The organism is Paenibacillus sp. NEAU-GSW1, assembly GCF_009737085.1.
Taxonomy (GTDB): Bacteria; Bacillota; Bacilli; order Paenibacillales; family Paenibacillaceae; genus Pristimantibacillus.
In genome coordinates this window covers 162,593-188,448 of record NZ_WOVL01000006.1, presented here as the reverse complement: position 1 = coordinate 188,448, position 25,856 = coordinate 162,593, and the positions used below count along the sequence as shown (strand labels likewise).

Below are 25,856 nucleotides of genomic sequence, written 5' to 3'. Positions count from 1 at the left end.
GAGGGCGGCTGAGTATGTCCGATTGGCAAAAGGAACAGCATGAAGGAACGGCGGATCGAAATATGCCGCCGGGCGGAATCGTTCCGACAGATCAAATGAACGAGGAGTCGGGAACGAAAGCGGCGATTTCTGTTCACGAAGATGAAGGGGATGAACAACTGAAACCGTACCGGCAGGAGCAGAGGGCTGCTGCGGACAAAACGGCGAATACAGGCATTCCAAGCAATCTAGACGATGTTCTTGAGCGTCTTCGCAATGAAGTGGGGTTCGGGACAAGCTTCGACGTCGTCGTTCGCGAGATGACGTTCGGTGACCGGCGGACGGCAATGTTCTTTATGAACGGTTTGGCGCAAAGCGCCTTATTGACCGATATTATTAAACGGCTGACGTATTTGCAGCCCGATGAGCTGTCCGGCCACGCTTTCCAATCCTTTTTTGATTTGTATGTGCCGGCTTCGCAAGTAAGTCCGGAGACGGATTGGAATAAGATGCTGACTCGGGTGCTGGCCGGCGATACCGCATTTTTTATCGACAAGGAATCGAGCGCTTTAATTATCGACGCCAAAAATTTTCCGCAGCGCGGACCGGAAGAGCCGTCTTTGGAACGTGTCGTCCGCGGCTCTCGCGACGGTTTCACCGAAACGCTGATGGTCAACATTTCGCTCGTCCGCAGAAGGGTGCGGGATCCGCAGCTCCGTTACGAGCTGATGCAAGTAGGCGAACGGACGCAATCGGACGTATGCATCGCCTACATCGATGATCTGGTCGATAAAGAATTGCTGAAGTCGATCAAGGATAAAATCAGTCTCGTCCATCTCGACGGTTTGCCGTTGGCGGACAAGCAGCTGGAGGAGGCAACGGTACAACGCGGCTGGAATCCGTATCCGCTCGTCCGTTACTCCGAACGTCCCGACGTTGTCGCAGCCCACCTGTTGGAGGGGGCGGTAACTGTGTTTGTGGATACATCGCCAAGCGTCATGATTTTGCCGACAACCTTCTTTGATCTTGTGCAGCATGCGGAAGAAAACAGGCAGACGCCTTTCATTGGCACCTATCTGCGGTGGGTGCGGTTTCTTGGTATCGGAGCTTCGCTGTTCCTGCTTCCGATCTGGCTGCTGTTTGTCCTGCATCCGGAACTAAAGCCGCCTGCGCTCGAATTTCTCGGCCCGGAGAAAACAGGCATGCTGCCGCTCGTTATTCAGTTTCTGCTCGTCGAAGTTGGCGTCGATCTGCTTCGCATGGCTTCGGTACATACGCCGACATCGCTCGCTACCGCCATGTCGTTAGTCGCCGCCATTATGATTGGCGATATAGCGGTACAGACGGGCTTGTTTATCAATGAGGTAATCCTCTATATGGCGATTGCGGCCATTGGAATGTTCGCGACGCCGAGCTATGAGCTGGGGCTGGCAAACCGGATCGTGAGGCTTATATTGATCGTTTCGGTGGCCGCATTCCAGGTGCCTGGCTTTATGATCGCGTCGACTGCCGTCATGCTGATGCTATGCCTGCAGCGCTCGTTCAACCGTCCATATATGTGGCCGTTGATTCCATTTGACTTTAAGGCGATGTGGAATATTATCGTGCGCCAGCCGGTGCTGAAAAACCGCACGAGACCGAACCTTTTAAGGGCGCAGCAGCGGGATAAAATGCCCCGTCGAGACAATCAAAAATAAAAAATGCAAATCAATTGTGAAATTATCCATTTCTCTCCGTAATAGATTACGATATACTGGTGATATTCGTTCGTATCGTAACTATTTTTAATCTATCAATTTGGGATAGGTATTCGAGGAGGAAATAATACATGTATTTGCACGGAACGAGCAAAATCAATGCGCAAGGGCATTTGGAAATCGGCGGAGTTGACACGACCGATCTAGTTAAACAATATGGCACGCCGCTGTACGTCGTGGACGAAGGTCTCGTTCGCCAGCGCGCGTCTGAATATGTAGAAGCATTCAAAGCTTCCGGGCTGAAATTCCAGGTTGCTTACGCCAGCAAAGCGTTCAGCGTAATGGCAATGTGCGCGATCGCTGAGCAAGAAGGCCTTTCGCTTGACGTCGTATCCGACGGCGAGCTGCACACGGCTTTGCAAGCAGGCTTCCCTGCTGACCGCATTCATTTCCACGGCAACAACAAAACGCCGGAAGAAATCAACATGGCGCTTGACGCTAAAATCGGCTGTTTCGTCGTGGACAACTTTGTTGAGCTGCACCTGCTGAATGCGCTTGCTGCTGACAAAGGCCAAAAAGTTAAAATCTTGTTCCGGATTACTCCGGGCGTTGAAGCGCATACGCATGATTACATTTCGACAGGCCAGCAAGATTCGAAGTTCGGCTTTGACCTTGCGAACGGTTCCGCGAAAAAAGCGATTCAAGAAGCGCTGACGCTTGAAAACCTTGAGGTTCTTGGCGTTCACTCGCATATCGGCTCGCAAATTTTCGAAGTAGACGGCTTCCGTATGGCTGTTGACAAAGTGTCGCAGTTTGCCGTTGAAATTCGCAAAGAGCTTGGTCTGACATTTAAAGTTATCAACCTTGGCGGCGGCTTCGGCATCCGTTATGTAGAAGGGGATACTCCGCTTCCGATCGCGCAATATGTCGGCGCTATTACGGATGCGATCATCACAAACTTTACTGCAGCAGAATTCCCGCTGCCTGAAATTTGGGTTGAACCGGGCCGCAGTATGGTCGGCGACGCAGGTACGACGCTTTACACGATCGGTACAGCAAAAGAAATTCCAGGCGTACGCAAATATATCGCTGTTGACGGCGGTATGACGGATAATCCGCGTCCGGCGCTATATCAATCGCAATACGAAGCGATTTTGGCTAACCGTGCGAATGACCCGAAAGAGGAAGTCGTTACAGTTGCGGGCAAAGCTTGCGAAAGCGGCGACAAGCTGATCATCGATCTGGAGCTTCCTAAAGCGAATATCGGCGATACGCTTGCAGTATTTTGCACAGGAGCGTACAACTATGCGATGGCGAGCAACTACAACCGTATCCGCCGTCCGGCTGTCGTTTTCGTGAAAGACGGTCAATCCGATCTTGTCGTTAAACGCGAATCGCTTGAAAACATCGTATGCAATGACGTTATTCCGGCTCGCCTCAGCAAGGCAGAACTTGCTAAGTAAGGGCGAAATCTGATAACGTATGGTTACCACAATAGAATGAAATAGTTTCAAAGCAATCAAATAACTATTTCTATTTGGCGATAAAAACTTCATCTATTAGCGGTCATTCCTCACCGAATTACCTCGATAGAAGTTTTTCTCATTCGATGCAGAAAGGTTGATGTTTAATTATGGCAAAACAAGCGAAATTGACGTTGGAAAACGGCGCAGAGGTTGTAATCGACCTGTTTGATCAGGACGCTCCCAACACAGTAGCCAACTTTGAAAAGCTGGCGAACGAAGGTTTCTATAACGGTCTCGTATTCCATCGTGTCATTCCAGGCTTCGTCGCTCAAGGCGGCTGCCCTAGCGGCACTGGCACTGGCGGTCCTGGCTACCAAATCAACTGCGAGATCAATCCGAACAAGCATGAGCGCGGAACGCTCGCTATGGCGCACGCTGGCCGTAACACTGGCGGCAGCCAATTCTACATCTGCTATCAGCCGCAACCGCACCTGGACGGCCAACACACGGTCTTCGGTAAAGTTGCTAAAGGGATGGAGCATGTTGACGCGTTCAAAGGACGCGACAAGATGGAGAAAGTTGAAGTTTACGAAGCATAATATTGCGCCGGGCTTGTCCCGGATCAGAAAGGCGGACAGGATTTCCATCCTATCCGCCTTTTTTACTTGCATTTTCATTTTCTTAGTGGTAACATTTCATCAATCAAACGAAATACAAACATAGTTACAAACATTAATAAAGCAGTTTCCTTCGGGGTAGGGTGCAATTCCCAACCGGCGGTGATCGGTCAGTTAGTTGGCTAAGAGGACAACCTCGATGCGCTAGCTGCCGTCAGTCCGTGACCCGGGCTGTTTCAAGTCGTTGAGCGCTTAAGCGCAAGCGGCGAAGCAGAACGGTGGACCTGGTGTAAATCCGGGACCGACAGTATAGTCTGGATGGGAGAAGGAGAATGCTCGACGTGCTTTAGAGATTGAAGCGTTCATGCTTATTTGCTTGTGCTTGTTTTCACAAGTGCAGCAAGTTTGTTTGAAAATATAAGACGGTATACGATTTTTTATATACTACGCTTATTTTTCGACGCGAAACGAAGCTCCGCCCGGCTATAACGGCGAAGTCGTTTCTGTTTGATCGTTCTTCTTTCTGTTCTCCATTCGAGCGGCTCTCAATTTCTATCACCCCGTTGGCCAATTGCGCCGATTGGGGTGTTTTTGCGTTATGGAAGTATTGAATGATGCATATTATATGAGTCTTGCGCTCGAAATGGCCGCGAAAGCGGCTGGCCAAACCGGCATCAATCCAGTGGTTGGCTGTGTTGTCGTCAAGGAAGGCCGCATTATTGGCATCGGCACGCATCTCAAAAGAGGCACCGGCCATGCTGAGGTTCATGCGTTAAAAATGGCGGGTGACGAAGCGGAAGGCGCGACGGTCTATGTGACGCTGGAGCCCTGCAGCCATTACGGCAAAACGCCGCCTTGCTGCGAACGAATTATCGAGGCGAAAGCGGCAAGAGTTGTCGTAGCGACAACCGATCCAAACCCGCAAGTAGCGGGCAGAGGGATTGAACGGATCCGTGAGGCCGGCATCGAAGTTGAAGTCGGATTGATGGAAGCACAATCTCGCAGCATGAATGAAAAATTCAACAAGTATATCACGACGAAACGCCCGTTCGTCACTTTGAAGACGGCGAGTACACTGGATGGAAAGATCGCTTCCCGCACCGGTGATTCCCGCTGGGTGACTGGCGCTGCAGCCAGAGAACAAGTGCATACGCTGCGGCATCAGCATGAAGCGATTATGGTTGGCATAGGGACCGTGCTGGCGGACGATCCGCAATTGACGACTAGAGCGGATGTGCCTGCCATTCATCCGGTTCGGGTCATCATTGACAGCAAGCTTAAGCTGCCGGAACAAGCTAGAGTCGTTACAGATCGGACCGTACGAACGATCGTCGTCACGACGGAACAGGCCGATCATGCAAAAGCGGATAAGCTGATCGCGGCGGGGGTCGAAGTGATTCGCGCAGGAAAGGGCGACCAGGTCGATCTTGCCGAAGCGATGCGTATGCTCGGCGAGTTGGAGATCGGATCGATCCTCCTCGAAGGCGGAGGCAAGCTGAACGGCGCAATGCTGGAAGCCGGTCTGATCGATAAAATTATCATTTATATGGCAACTAAAATTATCGGAGGATTGCAGGCGCCGGGCACGTTCACTTTCGACGGCTTTGAGAAAATGTCGCAGGCGATCGCTTTGGAGCGGGTAGCTGTAGAGATGGCTGGGGACGATATTTCCATAGCTGGCTATCCGGTATACGAGTAATAGGGCCGAAATTCTGATGTCACACTAATGTAAGGAGGGGAGCTATGTTTACCGGACTTATCGAGGAAGTCGGAAAGATGCAGCGAGCGTCTAAAAAGCACGAGGCGATGGTGCTTACGATTGACGCCTCAGTCGTTATGCAAGGTGTTGCAATAGGCGACAGTATCTCAGTTAACGGCGTCTGTCTGACAGTCACTTCGTTCAACGCAAGCTCATTTACGGCTGACGTCATGCCGGAAACGTTCCGCAAGTCCAATCTTCAATTGCTTCGCCCGGGACAACCGGTCAATCTGGAGCGGGCCATGCTGGCAGGCGGACGATTCGGCGGTCATATTGTACAGGGGCATGTCGATGGAACGGGCGTCATTGTAAGCAGGGAGTCGGACGCGAACGCGGTTGTGTTTTCGATCCGGACTTCAGACGACGATATGATGAGATACATTATTCCGAAAGGCTCGATTACGATTGACGGCATCAGCCTTACCGTTGTGGAGGTTCATAAGGGCGGATTCTCGATATCCATCATACCGCATACGTTAAAGGAGACCGCGCTGTTTAGCAAACAGCCGGGTGAAACGGTCAACTTCGAATGCGATGTCATCGGCAAATACGTTGAACATTTGCTTCATTTCCGAAGCGGAGAGTCGCCGCTATCGCCCGCGAAGAGCGCTTCATCCGGAAAAGGCAAGCTAAGCGCTGCATTTTTAAGCGAGAACGGTTTTTTCTAATATATAGAATAGGTTAGGCTAGGAGGGAAGACTTATGGGACAGCATGATACAGATGAATTTAACGCTCAGTTTGATTCAATTGACGCCGCATTGCAAGATTTGATCGCAGGCAAGCCGATCATCGTCGTGGACGATGAAGATCGCGAGAACGAAGGCGATTTGATCGCGCTGGCGGAGAAAACGACTCCGGAAGTCATCAACTTCATGATTACCGAAGCGAGAGGGCTCGTATGCGTACCTATTACGCAAGAGCGGGCGGAGCAACTTGATCTGCCGCCAATGGTTGCCCACAATACCGATTATCACGGAACGGCTTTCACTGTTTCCGTTGATCATATTTCGACGACGACCGGCATTTCCGCGTACGAAAGGTCGGAGACGGTCAAATCGTTTATCAATCCGAATACGAAGGCGAGCGATTTCCGCAAGCCGGGTCATATTTTTCCTTTGATTGCGCGGGACGGCGGCGTATTGCGGCGTGCTGGCCACACAGAGGCCGGCATTGATCTCGCTAAGCTTTGCCATTCGGAGCCGGCGGCGGCAATTTGTGAGATCATAAACGAAGACGGTACAATGGCGAGATTGCCTCAGCTTGTCGCTTTCAAAAAGAAGCATAATCTCAAGCTGATTACGATCCGTGATTTGATCCACTACCGCAATGAGAAAGAAAAGCTTGTAGAACGGGTCGTTGAAGTAAATATGCCGACTGATTTCGGTGTATTCCGCACAATTGCTTTTACCAATCAAGTGGACGGCAAGGAGCATGTCGCTTACGTAAAGGGAGAAATTGATTCCAGCAAGCCAGTGCTGGTTCGCGTTCATTCCGAATGCTTGACCGGCGACGTGTTTCACTCGCATCGCTGCGATTGCGGACCGCAGCTAGACGCTGCGCTTCGTCAAATTGAAGAAGAGGGCTCAGGTATTCTGCTTTATATGCGCCAAGAGGGCAGAGGTATTGGCCTAATCAATAAGCTGAAAGCATATGCGCTTCAAGAGCAGGGACTGGACACGGTCGACGCCAATTTGAAGCTCGGTTTTGCTCCTGATTTGCGTGATTACGGAATCGGCGCGCAAATATTGAAAGATCTTGGCGTTCGCAAGATGCGTCTGTTAACAAATAATCCGCGCAAGATCAAAGGATTAGAAGGCTATGGCATCGAGGTCATCGAACGGGTGCCGATTCAAATGCAAGCGAATGAAAGCAATAAAGGCTACTTGCGCACGAAGAAATCGAAGCTTGGCCATATGCTGGAGCTGGAAGATTATTCGATATAACATCGAGCTTTGCTGTTAACTACAAAACAAACATTTTAGGAGGAAATCATTATGCCACATGTTTATGAAGGACATTTAGTATCGGAAGGTTTAAAATTCGGGGTTGTCGTAGGCCGTTTCAACGAGTTCATTTCCAGCAAGCTGCTTTCGGGAGCGCTTGACGCATTCAAGCGTCATGGCGCGCAAGACAGCGATGTGGAAATTGCATGGGTTCCTGGCGCATTTGAAATTCCGGTGATCGCGCAAAAAATGGCGGAGAGCGGTAAATATGACGCAGTTATTACGCTCGGCGCCGTTATCCGCGGTTCAACTCCGCATTTTGACTTCGTGTGCAACGAGGCGGCTAAAGGCGTAGCGGCAATCGCGCTGAAAACGGGCGTTCCGACTATTTTTGGCGTATTGACGGTCGATTCTATCGAGCAAGCGATTGAGCGTGCAGGCACAAAAGCAGGAAATAAAGGCTATGAAGCGGCTGCTTCCGCAATTGAGATGGCAAATTTAACGAAAATGCTGCATAATTAAATCATCATTGACTTTATCTTGTGTCAGAGGTGAATTAAGTAGTGACGGTGCTTTACAAGCTTGAATCATTCGAAGGGCCGCTCGATTTGCTGTTGCATCTCATCGACAAGGCTGAAATTGATATCCATGAAGTTTCAATCAGCGAGATTACAGATCAATACATGGATTACTTACATGCGATGAAGGAGCTGGAACTGGAGCTGACGAGCGAGTTTCTCGTGATGGCCGCCACTTTGCTGTCGATCAAGAGCAAACAGTTACTGCCGAAGCCACCCGTATTTGAAGATGACGGTTTCGACGATTGGCAAGACGATGAAGGTTTGGATCCGCGGGACGAGCTCATTCAAAAGCTGATCGAATACCGTAAATTCAAGCAAATTGCCGAACAACTTCGGGAAAAAGAGATGGAACGAAGCCTCGTATATTCCCGCGAGCCTGACGATATGACGCCGTATTTGAAAGAAGAATACGTGAACCCGCTTGAGGGGCTTCATGTTTCGGATATTATTGCAGCTTTCCAGCGAGCGATTCGCAAGGCTGCTCGTCGAAATATAGTGGCAACGGTGCAACGGGATGAGATTTCGGTAAAAGACCGAATTCGAGACATCGTCGAAGTGCTTCGCCAGTTCGAAACGGTGCGCTTTTCCAAGCTCATACGCGAAAACATGGACAAGCACGAAGTCGTCGTTACGTTTCTTGCCATTCTGGAGCTGATGAAGATGAAACATATTCGCTGCTTCCAGCATCAGCTGTTTGACGACATCGTTATCCATTGGAGAGGAGAAGCTGCGGAAAGTGGAATATCCGAAATTGAAGTCGATTATTGAAGGCTTGCTGTTTATGGCCGGCGACGAAGGATTGAACAAACGCCAACTCGCCGATATTATGCAGCTTGACCAAGAGCTCGCTGCCGATTTGGTATATGAGCTTCATCGCGATCTTGCCCGTGAGGAAAGGGGCATTCAGGTAGCCGAGGTGGCGGGAGCTTACAGGCTTACGACGCATCCGGAGCATGCTGCCTATTTCGAACGGATGGCCTATACGCCAACCCGATCGCAGCTGTCACAAGCGGCGCTTGAGACACTGTCGATCGTGGCTTACAGGCAGCCGATTACACGGATCGATATTGAAGAAATTCGCGGCGTGAAAAGCGACCGCGCGATTCAATCTCTCGTGTCTAAAGACTTAATTGAAGAGGTAGGCCGCGCTGAGGCGATCGGCAGGCCGATCCTTTACGGAACGACGAAATCATTTTTAGATTATTTTGGATTATCAAGCATTAAGGCGCTTCCTGAGCCTAAGCAAGTCGATTTGGACGAGGCGCTGGAAGAACAAACGCAAATGCTTTTCGAACGGTTGGGCGAGAGGCAAACAACGATTGACGAGTTCATTCCAGTGTCTCATACCGAACAAGAAGATGAATATGAAAATAACGACAAGCCCGCTGAATAAAGCGGGCTTGTTTGTTGTTACACTAACAGGGAATGTGGCGGATCGATTTTATATCCTTGTGTTTGCGAAGCTGTTTCGTTAAATAACGAATCAATCTTCGCTAAGAAGGCCGTTTAGGCTATCAAAAGGCTTGAACATGGGGATTAACGAATCATATTTCGCTATTGGAGAATCGGCGTTCTCTTTTAACGAAATTTGATTCGCTGCGATTATGAACTCGTTAGCTTTATGTGAAAATAGCGAAATTGACTTCGTTATTTAGCGAACTGGCTTCTTTCGGGTCGGGAATCTAACCTTCACAAGCAAACGAACCAAATACAACAATACCATAAGGAGGATTTCTGCATTGAGTGGCTATACATACGGATGGATTGCGGTTGCAGCCGCAGTACTTTTCCTTTGTGTTGTAATCGTACTCGCATCGCCGGTCGTCATCCATGCGCATATACGCAAGAAGGGCAAAGATGATGATATCGAGCTCGATCTTAAAGCGCTTTTTGGCTTAGTCAGCTATCAGGTCCATATCCCGACCGTTAAGTTTTATGGCAGAATGCTGCGAATGAAAGAGGAAATGACGGGAGCGGGCGCCGGATTCAGCAGCAAGAGCAATAATAATGACGAGATCGGTTGGGAGCGAGTGACAAAGACGATCGACACTGTGAAACAAATCGTTCATTTAACACAGCATTTACCAAGCTGGCTAAAACAAACGCTAGGCAAGGTGCAATTGCGGGAATGGAATTGGTCAACGGCAGTCGGCACAGGCGACGCAATGTGGACTGCAATGGCAACCGGCTTAGTGTGGTCGGCCAAAACGACGTTGCTTGGCGTGATGTCACAAATATTGCAGCTGAAAACAGAGCCTCATATCCAAGTGCAGCCTGACTATCAGAAGCCGTCCTTTACGACAGAATGGTCGTGCACAGCAAAAATAAGGCTCGGCCACATACTGGTCGCAGGCTTTCATTTGCTCAGGCGAGCTAAAAAAGCAAACGGCGGAGTAAAAGCGTGGCAAAATATGCTGTCGAAAGCTTAAGCGGCATGGCATGGGGTGACGGAACTTACTTCCGTTATTATTGCTCATTTTGTGATATAGAGCAAAATAACGGAAGTTTTTTCCGCTATACCATATAGTCACTTAAACGCAAGCAATTCTGCAGCTGTAAACTACGTCCTATCAGCTTAACTAAACTTTCTCTTCCACCATTTTGATTATTAATAGTAGTGTACAAGCTAATGAAAAGAGTGCAGTTAAAAATAGCTGACATTTTCCGCGTTCAAGCTCCGAAGATTTGATGCTCAATAGAAATTTAAATACGGTGCTTGATGTCATACATACTTCCTTTGTACGGTGCGCACAATACAGAAAGCGTAGGCAAGTCCTTATTTATATCGCACAGAGGAGGAATATGTATGGCAGACCATCCGATTCAAGGTCTAATGCAAACCGCAATGGAAAATATTAAAGAAATGGTCGACGTCAACACGATCGTCGGCGATCCTGTACAAACGCCGGACGGGTGTGTAGTTCGTAAGCTACCCACCACCAACTAAGCGGTGCTAAACCCAATATGAATCAAACAGATGGAGTCTCTTATGTGGACACCATCTTTTTATTTTATCCAGTCTAAAAAACACTGTAAAAATATATTTTCATTCAGTTGTACCATCTAAATTAAAATTGTTGATTATCATAATGTTTGTGTTGTATGATGGTATTAAATTAATTTAGAGAGGTTGGTTGAATTAATTGGATTGGGAAAGCAAACTCGATATAGTGCAGTACCGAAAGGATTTTCAAAAGCTCGATGATCTAAAAGAAGAGAATGTTAAAAACAAGCTTATAGTAGAGCTATTTAAAAATCTCGGATATAGTATCTTTGATTTTGATTTCGAACCACCTGTATTTGAAAGGCAACGTGTGGATTTCTCGATAAGTATTGCTGAAAAGAATCAAATACTATATGTCGAGACAAAACGTGGAGATCAAAAGTTACTTCCGAAACATATCGATCAAATCATCTCATATCTATATAAGAGAGGTATTGAGTGGGGAATATTGTGTAACGGAAAAGAATTGTTGCTTATTAATCATAACATTACCTCTCATCCTAATAATGAACATACAGTAGTAAATAAAGTGGTATTCAATATCAACTTGTTCTCAAATAAGGATGTTGGATATTTAAAGTTCATTTCTAAAGAATTCTTGTTCGATAAGGGAATTACGAATTATTTTAGAGATATAGCCCAGTTTAAAGCTCTCAAATATCCTGGGAATAACAATCCTAGTTGGAGTGTTTATAAAAGTACGCTCGTGAACTTTTTTATGTTTTATGGCATGAAAGAAAAAAGATATCGTCCTCTTGATGAAATTAGAGTTGATGATTTTGAAGATTATTTAAGAACTGATCAGAAAAATAAGAACAATTTAAACAAAAAAATAAAATCGCAGGATACGTTTAATAATAAGTATTCTCACATAAGATCAATGTTGAACGAACTGAAGGCAAATAATAAGATTCGTTCACATTTATTCATTGAAGAACGTGCGAAAATGGTAAAAACTTTGAATACGGAAGCTGTCCAAAGAAATACTGGAATTTTTAGTGCTGAGAATATTAAGTATGCGATTACCTTTCTACAAAGTGGCGAAACTCCATTACGTGACACAGTAATTTTCCTCTTTTGCATTTACATGGGGTTAGAGCGTTCGTTGTTACGGAAGTTAGAGTGGGGAATGTTTGACGAGAAGAGACAAAACATTTTTGTTGAGCATAGACGTATTCCTATTCCTGAACTATTGAGGAAGCAATTAATTCTTTTGGAGAAAGAAAATAAATCGAAAAATATAAAAGGGCAACATTTATTCTATACTTATTACAGAAAAAAGTATAACCCAATTACGGAGAGTGCAATCAATGACGTATTCAATAGATTTATGAAAATTAATGAGGATTGGAGAGACTTATCACCGCAGTTCGTTAGAATGAACTTGATAAAAATATTGTTTGAAAATGGAATGTCTATAGAAAAAATAAGCTTTCTCACTGGGATGGATTTAATAGGTATATCAAAACTCATTTCCCAAGACGATATTCGCATAAAAGTTAATAATTCCAATGAAGAGTTTTTATCAAGTCATCCATTTGAAAAAATTTTGGGGACAGGTGTCTAATTTGCAAAAGAGCTCGATAAGCGGGTGCTAAGACCATGGAAATTAGTTCCCTTGAAAAAAGGAGCGTGAGGTTACCTCCGCTCCTTAGCGTTTTCTAACTTATCCATTATTCTTGATAACATTCCAAATATGAATCCAATTATTGCTCCTACCACTATAGGTGCGTATGATTCGGCTGTTTCTGAGGATACATCTGATTTAATTCCAATGTAAACAGAAAGTGCAAGACCTCCAAAAACAAGTATGAATCCAAACATGGAGGAACTCATTGTAATAATTCCTACAATAAAAAAAACAACTATGGCTATTACGTAAATCATGTGATTCCCCCTAAGGTGTCTTTACCTAGATGTTGTAGATATTAAAATTATTACGACATAATTCTGTAGACTATAGTCGCACTATGATTATACAGCCATTGGTTTGAATTAACAATAAATCATTTTGAGTTTAATCTATCTTCTAAAAGTTTCACTAAGCGACTTGGCGAAATATCGAGTGGAAGTGACAATGCGAAGATAGTGCTAAGAGTTGGTTGTCTTTTCCCACGTTCCAACATTGAAATATATGTTCGATCAAGTTCAGCTCGAAATGCAAGCTCTTCTTGCGTTAGATTATTGCCAGTTCTTAGTTCTTTGAGGAGTTCACCAAATGCAGTTTCTATGGTCAAAAGAAATCGCTCCCTTTTTGACCAATACTGATGATATTTCGTCTCCCCATCCACGGACTATAGTCTACACAGATAACCGAAAAATGCTATCATTATGTAGACAATAGTATTCGGGGGGATGAATGATGAATTCGGAACAAGTAAAGTTCACGTTGGTGAGTTATGATCCTGAAAAAGACATCACCATTCTAAAGGGTTCCGATGGAGGGCAATTAATTATTGAAGGAAGTCCTACACCAGATGCCGCAAGAAATTTTATTCTTCATGTCATGCAAATGAAAATTAATAAACGCACTAAAGCGAAAGAATTATCGGATGAAGTAGGAAATCAATTTGTGATTTATATGGCAAAGGGTGACACATATTTATTAGATACCGAACGACAAACAGGTATAAGGAAATGCAGTATGGAACATGGTTGGAATGTTATCGCCCTGACAATTTGAGGGGATGGAAAAGATGGTTATGTGGAACAGAAGTCCATAGGGAGAAGGTCTATAGCTTTCATAGCAGATATTATAGTCGACAATAATTGTATTCCCCACCCGCTTCAGGAAGATGGTTGATGTTACAACAAAGGTATTAGAAGTCGTTATCATAACTCAACGGAAATCATACCGTGTGTAGTTTGTAAACGAACCAGCATAAATAATACAATTTTAACAAATGGCGGTGAATGCGAAAAAGATACGATAGTCAATACATACTCCTGCCTCAAAGTGCGCACAATACAACAAGCATAGGTAAGTCCTTATCTATATCGAACTGAGGAGGAAAAACAATGGCTGAACACCCAATCCAGGGTTTAATGCAAACCGCAATGGAGAACATCAAAGAGATGGTGGACGTGAATACCATAGTTGGGGATCCGGTCCAAACGCCGGACGGCAGCATTATTATGCCGATTTCCAAAGTCGGATTCGGTTTTGTTGCAGGCGGCAGCGATATTCGAATGGACGGCTCAGACAGTTCATCGTCATCAGATGCTCACCATTCCTCGGTTTCGCTTCCATTTGGCGGCGGCAGCGGCGGCGGCGTATCGATTACGCCAATCGCTTTTCTCGTCGTTGGCACACACGGCGTGAAAGTGGTACCGCTTGACAATCAGACTCACTTGCTGGAACGTATTATCGATTCTGCACCGCAAGTGTTTGATAAAGTTCAATCGATGATCAAATCTCCTTCCAGCTCCCATGATTATATATCGGATGGAAGCGATACCCTTATCTAATAATGAGGGACTGACTGCCCGCAAGGGCAGTTTTTCATTTCCAACAGATTGACAATGTCTGTTTTGCCATCGAAATGCATATGCTGTAGAAGTAGATTCAACAAAAGAGAGCCAATCAACGAAAGGAGCTGCAGTTCATGTTGCGAACAAGGCTATACCGGCTGCTGGTATTGCCGTTCATTGTTATATTTGCCGGGACAAGCTTGCAGCAAACGGCAATGGCCGACCCGAAGCCGCTTCATACGAATGCGAAGGCGTCTGCTCTTATAGATGTTACCTCTGGAAGGCTGCTTTACAGCGAGGACGGAGACACAAGAATGCGCATTGCCAGCTTGACGAAAATTATGACGGCAATTGTTGCAATTGAGCATGGCACATTGTCCGATGTCGTCAAAACGAGCAAAAGGGCGGCGCACAGGGAAGGCTCGTCCATTTATTTGGAGCTGGGCGAAGAAATGACGCTTTTAAATATGTTGTACGGGCTTATGCTTCGCTCGGGCAACGATGCGGCAACGGCCATTGCCGAACATGTCGGGGGATCGGAGGAAGGCTTTGTTCTGTTAATGAACGAGAAAGCAGAAATGATCGGGCTTAAAAACAGCCAATTTAAAAATCCGCACGGGCTTGATGAGGACGGACATTACTCTTCCGCAAACGATTTGGCCAAACTGACCGCTTATGCGCTTAAAAATCCGGTATTTGCCGAGATTGTGAGCACGAAAGTGAAAAATGCGCCAAATCCACATGACAAGTGGCAGTATTCTTGGAAAAACAAAAACAAAATGCTGTCTATGTACGAGGGAGCCGATGGCGTCAAAACAGGCTATACGAAGCTGGCTCTTCGATGCCTTGTAAGCTCCGCGACGCGAAACGGACAACAATTGGCGGCGGTAACGATTAATGACAGCGACGATTGGGCCGATCATCGAAATATGCTGGATTGGGGCTTTAACCATTATCCGCTGATGGAAATTGCGAGCAAAGGCCAGGAGATTGCGGGCTATCCGTATCAGGTTGGACAGACGTTCAAGTATCCGCTCGCTACAGATGAAACGCTGCAATCGAGACTGGTTGTGGAAAACAATGAAACGACGCGCTTTGCATTAGGGGAACGAGGCGCATTGGAATGGTATTTGAACGAGCAAAAAGTAGCATCGATCCCGATTTACGAAACGGGCAGCAATCGGCTTAAGCTTCCGGAAAAACAGCCGCTGTCCAAATCGGCGCTTGCTGACTATAAGAAGGCGCAGAGTGAAAGCTCGGGTAAAAATTCTTTCTTCTACAATTTGCATTCTGTCTTAAACGCATTATTCGGCTAATCGGGGGAGGCGGCTGGAGATGGTTAACTGGATCTGGTTGTTTTTTATCGTTATCAGCATTATTGCCGCGGCAGCGAACGGCCGCATTGACGCTGTGACGCAAGCGGCATTCGAGGGGGCGAAGTCTGGCGTGACGGTCAGCTTCGGGCTTATTAGCATTATGGTGTTTTGGCTTGGCATGATGAGAATTGCCGACGACGCAGGGCTGTTGAAAAAGCTGGCTAAGCTGCTCAGCCCTGTCGTTCGTCTTCTTTTTCCGGACGTTCCGAAAAATCATCCCGCTCTTGGATACATCATGAGCAATTTAAGCGCCAACCTGTTTGGTCTAGGCAATGCAGCTACGCCGATGGGCATAAAGGCCATGCAGGAGCTGCAAAAGCTAAATCCGAATCCGGAAAAGGCAACGCCTGCGATGTGCACATTGCTTGCGCTCAATACGTCCAGCATCACTTTGGTTCCGACAACGTTGATTGCAATACGAATGAATTACGGCTCAGCCAATCCGACGGAAATTGTCGGGACGACGCTTGCCGCTACTTTTGTTGCAACAGGCGCAGCGATCATCGCCGACCGATGGTATCGAAGCCGCGAAGCCAAGTCACCGCCTTCCATTACCGGGGGACACTCCAATGGCAATGGCTCGAGGAGTGAACGAAAAGCTAACCTTGAGGCGCCGCCGACGGGAGGTGGCACCGTTGCTTGATCTATTTACGCGCATGTCCGCTTGGCTTATTCCTGCAATTATTGTTTTCATTCCTTTATATGCCGCTTTTCGCAAAGTACCCGTATATGAGACGTTCGTTGAAGGAGCCAAAGACGGTTTTGGAACGGCCATCGGCATTATTCCGCATTTGGTGGGCATGATGGTCGCTATCAGCATGTTCCGCGCTTCCGGCGCAATGGACATGCTGCTCGGCTTCGTAAGGCCGTTGTTCGATTGGCTGGGCGTGCCAAGCGAAGTGCTGCCTCTAGGCATCTTGCGTCCGCTTACGGGCGCCGGTTCGCTCGCATTTACCGCTGATTTAATTCAAACTTACGGACCGGATTCAATGATCGGACGCATCGCGTCGACGATTCAAGGAAGCACGGATACGACGCTTTATGTATTGACCGTATACTTCGGCGCCATCGGCATCCGAAAATCCGGCTATGCGCTAAAAGTCGGGCTTTTTTCCGATTTTGTCGGATTTATTGCAGCGATCATGATCTGCTTGTACATATTTGGCTAATCAAGCTTGTGCTTTGCCTCCCATATCGTTATGATGGAGGTTGAGGTGAAAGCATTGGAACGTTTACAGAAAATATTAGCGCAAGCGGGCATCGCTTCCCGGCGCAAATGCGAAGAAATGATTTTGGCGGGCCAAGTTGAAGTGAACGGCGAGAAAGTGACAACGCTTGGCGTCAAAGCGGACCCGGCAGCCGATGTCATTACGGTGAACGGCAAGCCGATTCGCAGCGAGAAAAAGATTTATGTCATGCTCAATAAACCTAAAGGCGTCATCACTAGCGCGAAAGATCCGCAAGGGCGCAAAGTGGTGGCTGATTTTTTGCCTGGAATTAAGGAGCGGGTCTATCCGGTCGGCCGGCTTGACTACGATACGGAAGGTCTATTGTTGCTGACGAATGACGGTGAATTCGCCAACTTGCTGACCCATCCGAGACACCATGTGCCCAAAATGTATTATGCCACTGTAGAAGGCGTACCGCACGGCTCGCTGCTCGAACAGCTGAAAAAAGGCATTATGCTCGAGGACGGTATGACGGCACCGGCAGAGTTGGAATACCAGGATGTCGATACGGAGAAAAATCAGTCGACCATTCGGATTACGATTCATGAAGGACGCAACCGCCAAGTACGCCGTATGTTTGAGGCAATCAAGCATCCCGTTATCCGGCTGCGCCGTGTTAAATTCGGCGAGCTTGGACTGCAGACGCTTGCACGCGGACAATTTCGCCATCTGACGCCGGTCGAGGTTAAAGAGCTGAAGGAAATGGCTCTCAAGGCGCTCAAGACACATAAAGTTCATAAAAAGTAAACGGCGGCAACGGCAATTGCCGCCCGATTTTCGTTATAATGAAGTTATACAAAGCTGACAAAGCATGAAATGCAGGTGAAACGACAACGATGGGCAAGTACCGGAAACCCGTACAAATCGTTATATTGCTCGCTGTTCTGATTATTGGCGGTTATGCGATCGGCACGGCGTTGTTTGCAGCCGACAACGACGGCATCCCGAAAGTAGGCGGAACTGTGCCTGATTTTACTCTTGCCGATCTTGATGGGAATACGCATCAATTGTCGGATTATAAGGGTAAAGCGGTTGTCATTAATTTCTGGGGCACTTTTTGTCCGCCATGCGTGAAAGAAATGCCGGAATTTGAGCGGCAATTTGCGAAATGGCAAGACGAAGGACTCGAAATTTTGGCGATCAATTTAAGTGAGGACAATTTGACGGTGAACAATTTCGTTCGCAACTTCGATCTCAATTACCCTATTCTAAGAGATGTAGATAGGAAAACGGAACGCAAATACGGGCTTAGATCGTATCCGACTACCTTTTTCGTGAAGCCTGACGGCAAAATTATGGAAATTAAAGTCGGGGGCATGACCGAGGCGGATATTGACGAACGGATTGCGAAACTGCTGGAACATACAAGCTAGCTGCATGAATGATTGCGGCAGCTTGCGTTATTGCAGCTATGGATCATACATCTTGGAAAAACCCATGCATCGGATCAGTTCTAGGAGGTTTCAACAGTGTTATCGTTACATAACACGAAATGTGAATGCGGGCATCAGAATGCAGTCGGCACTGTATTATGCGAAAGCTGCGGTAAACCGCTCATTGAGGATGCCGCGGAGGAAACTCCGCTTGAGATGCGATATGACGGCGTCGCCCGCCGTTCGCAGAAGAGCAATCCGAATCCGATCGACCGGATTTGGAATTTTTTCTCTTCTGTCAAAATTGCAGTTTATTTAATTTTACTGACGCTGATTGCAGCGTCGCTAGGTACGATCTATCCGCAGGAAAGCTCTTTTCTGAACAATTTCGAGCCTGATACGTATTACAAGGAAGAATACGGAACGCTGGGCCATATTTATTATTTGCTCGGACTGTCCCATACGTTTGAATCCTGGTGGTTTATTATGCTGCTCGTCATGATTGGCACTTCGCTCGTGATTTGCAGCTTGGATCGCGTGCTTCCGCTTTATCGTGCGCTAAGCAAGCAGCAAGTGCGGAAGCATTTGCGGTTTATTTTGCGGCAGAAAACAGTCTATGAGGCTCAAATCGACGTTCCGGCCGAGCAATGGGTCGAGCAAATAGGCGCACAGCTTCAAAAGAAGCGATACCGGATTCATTCAGACGGAACGGCGCTGCTTGCCGAGAAAAACCGGTTTAGCAGATGGGGACCGTATATCAATCATATCGGTCTCATCGTATTTTTGCTCGCCATATTGGCCCGAGGCATTCCAGGCTGGCAAATGGACAGCTACGTTACGATCCCGGACGGGGATACCGTTCATATTGACGGGACCAATTACTTTGTGAAAAACGAGAAGTTTACGGTTACCTACTATACGGATGAAGAGCTTCCCGAGAAGCTGCAGGGCAAGGCTCGGGCCAAGCTGTATGAAACGAAAGCGGTATTGTACAAATGTTCCGCCGAATGCGGCGACGGGTTGAACGAAACGCCTGTGCTGACCGAGGTGTACAAGCATGACATCAAGGTGAACAGTCCGCTGCAATACGACGGATTGAAGCTGTATCAGTTCGATTACGATGTGACTCCGAAGCTGAAAAGCGTTAATCCGATGCTGATCGATAAGCAAACCGGCGAGGCCTACGGGCCTTTCGAATTGCCGATGAAGGATCCGGCTCTCGATTATGACTTAGGGCCGTATCATCTGAAGCTGGTAGCCAATTACATGGAATTTTCGGTTAACGACAGTGGAGAGCCTGTGACGCTTGGACGAGAGCCGAACGCGCCTGCATTCGTCTTTCTGATTACGGGACCGGGACTGCCGGAAAAAGGACAGCCTTATATGTATTTCCCGATGCAGAAAGATAAGGAGAAATTCGGGCAGGATACGCTGAACGCGGCAATTGCCGATAAGTTTGAGATTAAGGTGGACGGCATGGAAAACGTCCATTTCGCCGAAGCTTCAACGTATTTGAACGTTCGCATCGACAAAGCGCTGCCTTATGTATGGGTAGGCGCAGCCATTTCGATGATTGGCCTGCTTATGGGCTCGTATTGGCAGCATCGGCGTATTTGGCTTCGCATTGACGACGGCAAGCTGTCTCTCGGCGCGCATACGAACAAAAACTGGTACGGAATGCGTGCGGATGTTGCAGCGGCGCTTCGCAGCCAAGGCATTTCGATAGATCCAAAGTCGCTTGATAACGGAGGGAATAACGCGTGAGTTTAGTTGATTTCAGCAGCGATTCATTTATCGTTGCTTTCTTCTTGTATTGTTTTGCATTTCTGTTCTACGTAATCGCGATTGCAGGGAAAAAATGGAGCAACCGCGATCCGGAAGCGCATGAGAAGAAGTGGGGACGTGTCGCTTTCGTTACTTCAACGCTTGGCCTGCTTGGCCATTTGACGTTCTTCTTCACCCGTTGGATCGGAAGCGGCCAAATTCCGACAAGCAATATGTACGAATTTATTACTTTTCTTGGCATGGCCATAATGATTGCTTTTACGATTGTTTACGCGATTTACAAAAAGCCGCTTCTAGGCATGTTTGCATTGCCGCTTACCGTTATCGTAGTTGCCTATGCGGCCGTTTTCCCGCAAGAGGTGCAGCCGCTTATTCCGGCTCTTGACTCGATTTGGCTGAAAGTGCACGTTACGACCGCCGCTCTTGGCGAAGCATTCTTCGCAGTAGGCTTCGCGGCCGGCCTCATGTACTTGCTCCGTGTCGTCGATTTCAAGCAAACGTCGAAAGAAGCGAAACGGTCGCAATTTTGGGTGGAGTTTTCTCTCTATACACTCATTATTGTTATCGGCTTTGTTGTAGCTGTATTCGCCTTCCGAGGCATGGGCTACGAAGCTAACTTTATACAAGAAAAATCGGTTATCGACAGCAAAGGTACCGAGGCAACGACACAGGAAGCAGTCGAATATACGCTGCCGCCAATCTTTAAGCCTTACAACAGCCAAACAGAATCGATGGACACATTCCTCGGAATGGATAAACCGCTGTTTGAAGCTCCGTCTTGGATGAACGGCGTTAACGCCGGCCGCAAGCTGAACACGGTTATTTGGTCAATTATTGCAGGCTCGATCATCTATGGCTTGCTTCGCCTCTTGCTCCGCAAACGTCTAGGCGCTGTTATCCATCCTTTGATGGACGGCATCGATCCGGAAGATTTGGATGAAATCAGCTATCGTTCCATCGCGATCGGCTTCCCGATCTTTACGCTTGGCGCTCTGATCTTCGCCATGATTTGGGCGGAAAAGGCGTGGGGCAGATTCTGGGGTTGGGATCCAAAAGAAGTTTGGGCGCTTATTTCTTGGCTATACTATAGCGCATACTTGCATTTCAGATTGTCGCGCGGCTGGCAGGGAACGCGTTCCTCTTGGCTAGCGGTAATCGGCTTTGTAGTTATTCTGTTCACTCTAGTAGGGGTTAACCTGATAATCGCTGGGTTGCATTCCTATGCAGGCGTATAAATAATTCTTAACTATAGAAGGGAGCGGTCCAGCATGATGGCCAGCCGTATTTTAGTTGTCGATGATGAGGAACGGATTCGCCGGCTTTTGAAAATGTACCTGGAGAAAGAAGGGTATGCGATCGACGAAGCGGAGGATGGAGAAACAGCGCTTCGTCTTGCAACCGCATCTGATTACGCGCTTATTTTGCTCGATGTCATGCTGCCGGGCATTGACGGCGTTGAAGTGTGCTCAAGGCTTCGCCAAGTGAAAGCAACGCCGGTCATTATGCTGACGGCAAAAGGCGAGGAAATGAACCGCGTGCAAGGCTTTGAAGTGGGAGCAGACGATTATGTCGTCAAGCCGTTTAGTCCGCGCGAAGTCATTTACCGTGTCAAAGCGATTTTGCGGCGGTCATCCGCGACCGCGTTCCTGACGAAAGAAAGCAACTCCAGCAATAACATCGTATTCCCGCATCTTGTAATCGAGCATGACGCTCACCGGGTTACTGCAGGCGGGCAAGAAGTGAGTCTGACGCCTAAGGAATACGAGTTGCTGCACTACTTGGCTGTTTCGCCGGACAAAGTATTTTCCCGCGAGGAGCTCCTTAAAGATGTATGGAACTATGAGTTTTTCGGCGACTTGCGGACGGTCGATACGCATGTGAAACGACTTCGCGAGAAACTGAACAAGGTTTCGGCCGATGCGGCGTCGATGATTACGACGGTATGGGGCGTCGGCTACAAGCTAGAGGTTCCGAAGTAATGAAATTTTTCCGGAACAGCTGGATCGGCAACTTGCTTCATAGCGTTGTAGGCAAGCTTTGGCTGACGATTATTGTGCTCGTCGCGATCGTTCTGCTTATCCTAGGCGTGTTCTTGCTGCAATATATCGATTTCGCCTTCGCCGATAACCAGCAAAAAATTAAGCTTGTCTTTATCGTTGTAGCCGTCATCGGCTTTCTGATGTCTACGTTTTTCGCTTTTTTTCTCTCATCCAAAATTCAGCAGCCGCTCTTGCAGCTGAAGAAGGCGGCCGATTCAATCTCGCAGGGCGATTACAAGACGCAAGTTAACATCGTATCAAGTGATGAGATCGGCCAACTGGCGAATACGTTCAATCATATGACCGGACAGCTCGATAAACTGATTCATGATTTAAGTCATGAGAAAGAGCATCTGTCCAGCATCCTTCGAAGCATGGGAGACGCTGTCATAACGTTTGACGCAGAAGGAAAAGTGATTTTGACGAATCCTCCCGGCCAAATATTGCTGACACGCTGGAACGATTTTGAGCAGGATTGGCATGACTTGGCGGAAGGTTCGCCGTACTCGAGCGTACCGGGGCCTTTGCGCGACACGTTCCAGACGGTGTTGACGGAAGGAAGAGACTTCACCGAAAGAGTTCAAGTGCATAACAGCGTATGGTCGGTTGCAATGGCGCCTCTTATTACGGAGGGCATTAGCCGCGGGGCGGTTGCCGTTATCCGTAATGTAACTGAGGAGCATAAGCTGGAGAAGCTGCGGCGCGATTTCGTCGCAAACGTATCGCACGAGATTCGTACGCCGCTGTCAATGCTTCAAGGCTATAGCGAAGCGTTGCTGGACGATATCGTTGCCTCGCCGGAAGAGCGGAAGGAGCTCGTTCAGGTCATTTACGACGAATCGTTGCGTATGGGCAGGCTGGTCAACGATTTTCTAGATATGGCGAGGATGGAAGCAGGGCATGTCGAGTTAAATCTTCAGCAGGTTGATTTAAGACAGCTTGTCAAGCGTGTACACCGCAAATTCCAAGTCTATGCAAAGGAACGCGAGGTATCGCTCTACGCGACATTGCCGGAAGAGCCGTTGACGGTAATGGGAGCCGACGAGGACCGTATCGAACAGGTAATGACCAATCTACTCGACAATGCGCTTCGGCATACGCCATCTGGTAAAAACATATCGATATCAGGCGAGCTCGCCGATGTGAACGGACGCGGATATGTGCTGCTCAAAGTGAAGGATGAAGGGCAGGGCATTCCGAGTGAAGATGTCCCCTATATATTTGAGCGATTTTATAAGGCGGACAAAGCGCGTAAGCGCGGCGCATCCGGTGGGACTGGCTTAGGGCTGGCAATTGTAAAAAATATCGTTACCCAGCATCATGGCAGAATTGAAGTAGACAGCGTTCTGGGCAAAGGCACAACGTTCACGCTGTTGCTTCCTGTCGAAACGAGGCATTCGTAATGAGAGCGTTCCCTGAGAGGAACGCTCTTTTTGTTGAATGAACGGTAATAATCTTGTTGTACGTGGAACAATGGCGCTGTGCGCGAAGGAACAGCGTTGATAGAAGGGACTGCCTAAATAGGTAAGGGAAGAGATAAATAGTGAACAAAAAAGGTAAAGCAGCCCAAGCTGCTTTACCTTTTTTCACATCTATTAGTTAAGCGTTATTTCTTTCGCGGAGTTGAGGTCTGCCAGTTCAGTCAGTTGCTCCAGAATCGCTTTGTCAGCGCCTTTATCAACTGTCAGCACCATGATTGCCGATCCGCCTACAAGCTGGCGTCCAACCTGCATCGTAGCGATGTTGACGTCATTGCTGCCAAGCAGCGTGCCGACGCGGCCGATGATGCCTGGTTTGTCGTTGTGCGAGATCAGAATCAAGTTGCCTTCAGGCGTAACATCGACTGGGAACTTGTCAATTTGGACTACGCGCGGGCCGTAACCAGTGAGCAGCGTACCAGCAACGGAACGCTCTTCTTTCTTCGTGCGCAGCGATACGGACACAAGGTTCGTAAAATCTTTTGCCGCATGCGATTTGTTAACTACAACGTTCACATCGCGCTCTTTGGCAAGATGCATCGAGTTAACCACGTTTACGTTCTCAGCGCCCAAATGATGCGACAGCACGCCTTTGACGATGTAACGAGTGAGCGGTTGAGTGTCAACCTCAGCCAGTTCGCCGGAGTAGCCGACTGTAATTTCTTGAACGGCGCCTTCCGTAATTTGCGCGATGAAGTTACCGAGCTTCTCGCCCAGCGTGTAGTATGGCTGCAATTTGCTTGCCAGGTTCGCAGGGATAGGAGGCATGTTAACCGCGTTGCTGAACGGCTCGTCACGCAGGATGTGTAGCACTTGCTCGGAAACGTCGATCGCAACGTTTTCTTGTGCTTCTACTGTCGATGCGCCAAGGTGAGGCGTTACGATAATTTTAGGGTTCTTTAGGAAAGGATGATCAGCTGCTGGCGGCTCAACTTCGAATACGTCGAATGCGGCGCCGGCAACGATGCCTTTGTCGATAGCGTCAACGAGAGCGATCTCGTCGATAATACCGCCGCGTGCGCAGTTCACGATGCGCATGCCAGGCTTCATCACTTCGAATTGCTTTTTACCGATCATATGGCGAGTTTCAGGAGTCATCGGCGTATGCACCGTCATGAAGTCAGCATTGCGGACGATTTCGTCAACGCTTGCCAGCTTAATGCCAAGCTTCTCTGCGCGCTCTTCCGTCATGAACGGGTCATAACCCATAATTTCCATACCGAATGCTTTCGCGCGTTTCGCTACTTCACTGCCGATTCGGCCCATGCCGAGTACGCCGAGTACTTTCGTGCGCAGTTCAACGCCCAGGAACGATTTGCGGTCCCATACGCCGGTGACCGTTTTCAAATAGGCTTGCGGAATGTGACGAGCAACAGCCATGATCATCGCAAAAGTATGCTCGCAAGTTGTAATTGTGTTGCCGTCTGGCGCATTGATAACGATAATGCCTTGCTGCGTCGCCGCTTGAAGGTCAATATTGTCAACGCCAACGCCTGCGCGGCCGACAACCTTCAGTTTTTTGCCGGCTTCCATGATGCGCGGCGTAACGCGTGTTTGGCTGCGAACGAGAAGAGCGTCATAGTCGCCGATGATGGCAACAAGCTCGTCTTCGCTAAGACCAGGGTTTTTGTCGACAATGACATCTTCCGCGTCGACCAGTTTTTGAATGCCCAGATCGCTGATCGGGTCGGATACTAGAACTTTAAACATGTGCAGATTTCCTCCTAAACGTATTGCCAAACGGTAAACGGCATCGAATACATCCGTAAAACGTCTGGCGGTGCAAATTCTTTTTCTTTAATATTGAAAGGCGAATAAGTAAACCTTCATCCCAACGCAAGCTATCGCGTTATCGGGCTTCGGTTTCCTTTGTCGCCGATCGGTTGATGTTTTCACTTTAACGCTTTAATGCATTTCCATTTTCCGATGTGGAAAAAAAACACCGTCTCTGTACCGCGAGGCAAGAGCCGGACATTGTGAGTCGGAACGAACCGTCAAATTTCGACTAAATTCATACTGGACGACCTTTTCTATTTTATAGCAATCAGGTGATCAATT

25 protein-coding genes, 1 pseudogene and 1 riboswitch are annotated in these 25,856 nt (G+C 47.8%); of the genes and pseudogenes, 23 read left to right on the top strand and 3 right to left on the bottom strand.

All coding sequences use genetic code 11. The features are described 5' to 3' along the window. The first annotated feature begins 14 nt into the window (after positions 1-14). From GOM71_RS06305 to GOM71_RS06250, 12 genes and pseudogenes are all read left to right on the top strand, one after another. Complete coding sequence (locus tag GOM71_RS06305) at positions 15-1,676, top strand: spore germination protein (protein ID WP_253944725.1); 1,662 nt, start codon at positions 15-17, stop codon at positions 1,674-1,676. 131 nt (positions 1,677-1,807) lie between these two features. Continuing rightward, positions 1,808-3,139: a diaminopimelate decarboxylase gene (gene lysA, locus GOM71_RS06300; RefSeq protein ID WP_156278898.1), complete on the top strand. Its 1,332-nt coding sequence runs from the start codon at positions 1,808-1,810 to the stop codon at positions 3,137-3,139. Positions 3,140-3,309: 170 nt separating this feature from the next. Continuing rightward, on the top strand, positions 3,310-3,741 hold the full coding sequence (locus GOM71_RS06295) for a peptidylprolyl isomerase (RefSeq protein WP_156278897.1): 432 nt from the start codon (positions 3,310-3,312) through the stop codon (positions 3,739-3,741). A 143-nt stretch (positions 3,742-3,884) separates the two neighbouring features. Next, a riboswitch (FMN riboswitch) is annotated at positions 3,885-4,093 on the top strand. A 264-nt stretch (positions 4,094-4,357) separates the two neighbouring features. Further along, positions 4,358-5,458 carry a bifunctional diaminohydroxyphosphoribosylaminopyrimidine deaminase/5-amino-6-(5-phosphoribosylamino)uracil reductase RibD gene (gene ribD / locus GOM71_RS06290; protein ID WP_156278896.1) on the top strand — a complete coding sequence of 367 codons (1,101 nt, stop codon included), beginning with the start codon at positions 4,358-4,360 and terminating at the stop codon, positions 5,456-5,458. A gap of 44 nt (positions 5,459-5,502) precedes the next feature. Then, a complete protein-coding gene (gene ribE, locus GOM71_RS06285) occupies positions 5,503-6,186 on the top strand; it encodes a riboflavin synthase (protein WP_156278895.1) in 684 nt (227 codons plus the stop codon). A 34-nt stretch (positions 6,187-6,220) separates the two neighbouring features. Continuing rightward, positions 6,221-7,462, top strand: a complete 1,242-nt coding sequence (locus tag GOM71_RS06280) for a bifunctional 3,4-dihydroxy-2-butanone-4-phosphate synthase/GTP cyclohydrolase II (RefSeq protein WP_156278894.1) — start codon at positions 6,221-6,223, stop codon at positions 7,460-7,462. Between the two features lie 51 nt (positions 7,463-7,513). After that, positions 7,514-7,984 carry a 6,7-dimethyl-8-ribityllumazine synthase gene (gene ribH, locus GOM71_RS06275; protein WP_156278893.1) on the top strand — a complete coding sequence of 157 codons (471 nt, stop codon included), beginning with the start codon at positions 7,514-7,516 and terminating at the stop codon, positions 7,982-7,984. Positions 7,985-8,025: 41 nt separating this feature from the next. Continuing rightward, on the top strand, positions 8,026-8,811 hold the full coding sequence (locus GOM71_RS06270) for a segregation and condensation protein A (RefSeq protein ID WP_367649488.1): 786 nt from the start codon (positions 8,026-8,028) through the stop codon (positions 8,809-8,811). After that, positions 8,780-9,436: an SMC-Scp complex subunit ScpB gene (gene scpB, locus GOM71_RS06265; protein WP_367649487.1), complete on the top strand. Its 657-nt coding sequence runs from the start codon at positions 8,780-8,782 to the stop codon at positions 9,434-9,436. Before GOM71_RS06270 ends, scpB begins: the two co-directional genes overlap by 32 nt. 346 nt (positions 9,437-9,782) lie before the next feature. Beyond that, the gene (locus GOM71_RS06260; RefSeq protein ID WP_156278892.1) at positions 9,783-10,472 is read left to right on the top strand and encodes a DUF2953 domain-containing protein; all 690 of its coding nucleotides are present in this window, start codon (positions 9,783-9,785) and stop codon (positions 10,470-10,472) included. Between the two features lie 377 nt (positions 10,473-10,849). Beyond that, positions 10,850-10,966: pseudogene (locus GOM71_RS06255) on the top strand (sporulation protein YtfJ); the annotation flags it as partial. A 220-nt stretch (positions 10,967-11,186) separates the two neighbouring features. Beyond that, positions 11,187-12,614, top strand: coding sequence for a type I restriction enzyme HsdR N-terminal domain-containing protein (locus GOM71_RS06250; protein ID WP_156278891.1), 1,428 nt, complete (start codon positions 11,187-11,189; stop codon positions 12,612-12,614). Positions 12,615-12,685: 71 nt separating this feature from the next. Here GOM71_RS06250 and GOM71_RS06245 read toward each other — a convergent pair whose 3' ends face one another. Together GOM71_RS06245 and GOM71_RS06240 are read right to left on the bottom strand one after the other, a co-directional pair. Next, positions 12,686-12,934 carry a hypothetical protein gene (locus GOM71_RS06245; RefSeq protein WP_156278890.1) on the bottom strand — a complete coding sequence of 83 codons (249 nt, stop codon included), beginning with the start codon at positions 12,932-12,934 and terminating at the stop codon, positions 12,686-12,688. 119 nt (positions 12,935-13,053) lie between these two features. Then, positions 13,054-13,284 (bottom strand): helix-turn-helix domain-containing protein, encoded by a 231-nt coding sequence (locus GOM71_RS06240; protein WP_156278889.1) that lies wholly within the window; start codon positions 13,282-13,284, stop codon positions 13,054-13,056. A 125-nt stretch (positions 13,285-13,409) separates the two neighbouring features. Here GOM71_RS06240 and GOM71_RS06235 point away from each other — a divergent pair, with 125 nt between their 5' ends. The 11 genes from GOM71_RS06235 to GOM71_RS06185 all read left to right on the top strand — a co-directional run bounded on the left by GOM71_RS06235 (position 13,410) and on the right by GOM71_RS06185 (position 23,723). Beyond that, positions 13,410-13,730, top strand: coding sequence for a hypothetical protein (locus GOM71_RS06235; protein WP_156278888.1), 321 nt, complete (start codon positions 13,410-13,412; stop codon positions 13,728-13,730). A gap of 335 nt (positions 13,731-14,065) precedes the next feature. Beyond that, positions 14,066-14,515, top strand: coding sequence for a GerW family sporulation protein (ytfJ, locus tag GOM71_RS06230; RefSeq protein WP_156278887.1), 450 nt, complete (start codon positions 14,066-14,068; stop codon positions 14,513-14,515). A 137-nt stretch (positions 14,516-14,652) separates the two neighbouring features. Further along, entirely contained in the window at positions 14,653-15,834 is a 1,182-nt protein-coding gene (locus tag GOM71_RS06225) for a D-alanyl-D-alanine carboxypeptidase family protein (protein WP_156278886.1), read from the top strand. A gap of 19 nt (positions 15,835-15,853) precedes the next feature. Continuing rightward, positions 15,854-16,537, top strand: a complete 684-nt coding sequence (locus GOM71_RS06220; protein ID WP_253944724.1) for a nucleoside recognition domain-containing protein — start codon at positions 15,854-15,856, stop codon at positions 16,535-16,537. A 13-nt stretch (positions 16,538-16,550) separates the two neighbouring features. Further along, positions 16,551-17,063 carry a spore maturation protein gene (locus tag GOM71_RS06215; RefSeq protein WP_156278973.1) on the top strand — a complete coding sequence of 171 codons (513 nt, stop codon included), beginning with the start codon at positions 16,551-16,553 and terminating at the stop codon, positions 17,061-17,063. A 54-nt stretch (positions 17,064-17,117) separates the two neighbouring features. Then, positions 17,118-17,870 carry a pseudouridine synthase gene (locus tag GOM71_RS06210; RefSeq protein ID WP_156278971.1) on the top strand — a complete coding sequence of 251 codons (753 nt, stop codon included), beginning with the start codon at positions 17,118-17,120 and terminating at the stop codon, positions 17,868-17,870. Positions 17,871-17,959: 89 nt separating this feature from the next. Continuing rightward, positions 17,960-18,496, top strand: a complete 537-nt coding sequence (gene resA, locus GOM71_RS06205) for a thiol-disulfide oxidoreductase ResA (RefSeq protein WP_156278885.1) — start codon at positions 17,960-17,962, stop codon at positions 18,494-18,496. Between the two features lie 96 nt (positions 18,497-18,592). Beyond that, positions 18,593-20,260, top strand: a complete 1,668-nt coding sequence (gene resB, locus GOM71_RS06200) for a cytochrome c biogenesis protein ResB (protein ID WP_367649486.1) — start codon at positions 18,593-18,595, stop codon at positions 20,258-20,260. Beyond that, positions 20,257-21,516, top strand: coding sequence for a cytochrome c biogenesis protein CcsA (ccsA, locus tag GOM71_RS06195; protein ID WP_367649485.1), 1,260 nt, complete (start codon positions 20,257-20,259; stop codon positions 21,514-21,516). The genes resB and ccsA overlap by 4 nt, the downstream gene beginning before the upstream one ends. 33 nt (positions 21,517-21,549) lie before the next feature. Beyond that, positions 21,550-22,260 carry a response regulator transcription factor gene (locus GOM71_RS06190; protein WP_483311024.1) on the top strand — a complete coding sequence of 237 codons (711 nt, stop codon included), beginning with the start codon at positions 21,550-21,552 and terminating at the stop codon, positions 22,258-22,260. Then, positions 22,260-23,723, top strand: a complete 1,464-nt coding sequence (locus tag GOM71_RS06185) for a HAMP domain-containing sensor histidine kinase (protein WP_156278884.1) — start codon at positions 22,260-22,262, stop codon at positions 23,721-23,723. Before GOM71_RS06190 ends, GOM71_RS06185 begins: the two co-directional genes overlap by 1 nt. A 192-nt stretch (positions 23,724-23,915) precedes the next feature. Here the strand turns inward: GOM71_RS06185 and serA are convergent, their stop codons facing one another. Next, a complete protein-coding gene (serA, locus tag GOM71_RS06180) occupies positions 23,916-25,508 on the bottom strand; it encodes a phosphoglycerate dehydrogenase (protein ID WP_156278883.1) in 1,593 nt (530 codons plus the stop codon). Positions 25,509-25,856: the final 348 nt, after the last annotated feature.

Excerpts from the sequence above, each read along its gene's own strand:
- GOM71_RS06295 (WP_156278897.1), top strand. The coding sequence starts at position 3,310 with ATGGCAAAACAAGCGAAATTGACGTTGGAAAACGGCGCAGAGGTTGTA.
- GOM71_RS06185 (WP_156278884.1), top strand. The coding sequence starts at position 22,260 with ATGAAATTTTTCCGGAACAGCTGGATCGGCAACTTGCTTCATAGCGTT.
- serA (WP_156278883.1), bottom strand. The coding sequence starts at position 25,508 with ATGTTTAAAGTTCTAGTATCCGACCCGATCAGCGATCTGGGCATTCAA.
- ribD (WP_156278896.1), top strand. The coding sequence starts at position 4,358 with ATGGAAGTATTGAATGATGCATATTATATGAGTCTTGCGCTCGAAATG.
- ribH (WP_156278893.1), top strand. The coding sequence starts at position 7,514 with ATGCCACATGTTTATGAAGGACATTTAGTATCGGAAGGTTTAAAATTC.
- ytfJ (WP_156278887.1), top strand. The coding sequence starts at position 14,066 with ATGGCTGAACACCCAATCCAGGGTTTAATGCAAACCGCAATGGAGAAC.
- GOM71_RS06220 (WP_253944724.1), top strand. The coding sequence starts at position 15,854 with ATGGTTAACTGGATCTGGTTGTTTTTTATCGTTATCAGCATTATTGCC.
- ribE (WP_156278895.1), top strand. The coding sequence starts at position 5,503 with ATGTTTACCGGACTTATCGAGGAAGTCGGAAAGATGCAGCGAGCGTCT.
- GOM71_RS06235 (WP_156278888.1), top strand. The coding sequence starts at position 13,410 with ATGAATTCGGAACAAGTAAAGTTCACGTTGGTGAGTTATGATCCTGAA.
- GOM71_RS06245 (WP_156278890.1), bottom strand. The coding sequence starts at position 12,934 with ATGATTTACGTAATAGCCATAGTTGTTTTTTTTATTGTAGGAATTATT.
- GOM71_RS06190 (WP_483311024.1), top strand. The coding sequence starts at position 21,550 with ATGATGGCCAGCCGTATTTTAGTTGTCGATGATGAGGAACGGATTCGC.
- GOM71_RS06225 (WP_156278886.1), top strand. The coding sequence starts at position 14,653 with ATGTTGCGAACAAGGCTATACCGGCTGCTGGTATTGCCGTTCATTGTT.
- resA (WP_156278885.1), top strand. The coding sequence starts at position 17,960 with ATGGGCAAGTACCGGAAACCCGTACAAATCGTTATATTGCTCGCTGTT.
- GOM71_RS06280 (WP_156278894.1), top strand. The coding sequence starts at position 6,221 with ATGGGACAGCATGATACAGATGAATTTAACGCTCAGTTTGATTCAATT.
- lysA (WP_156278898.1), top strand. The coding sequence starts at position 1,808 with ATGTATTTGCACGGAACGAGCAAAATCAATGCGCAAGGGCATTTGGAA.
- GOM71_RS06215 (WP_156278973.1), top strand. The coding sequence starts at position 16,551 with ATGTCCGCTTGGCTTATTCCTGCAATTATTGTTTTCATTCCTTTATAT.
- GOM71_RS06305 (WP_253944725.1), top strand. The coding sequence starts at position 15 with ATGTCCGATTGGCAAAAGGAACAGCATGAAGGAACGGCGGATCGAAAT.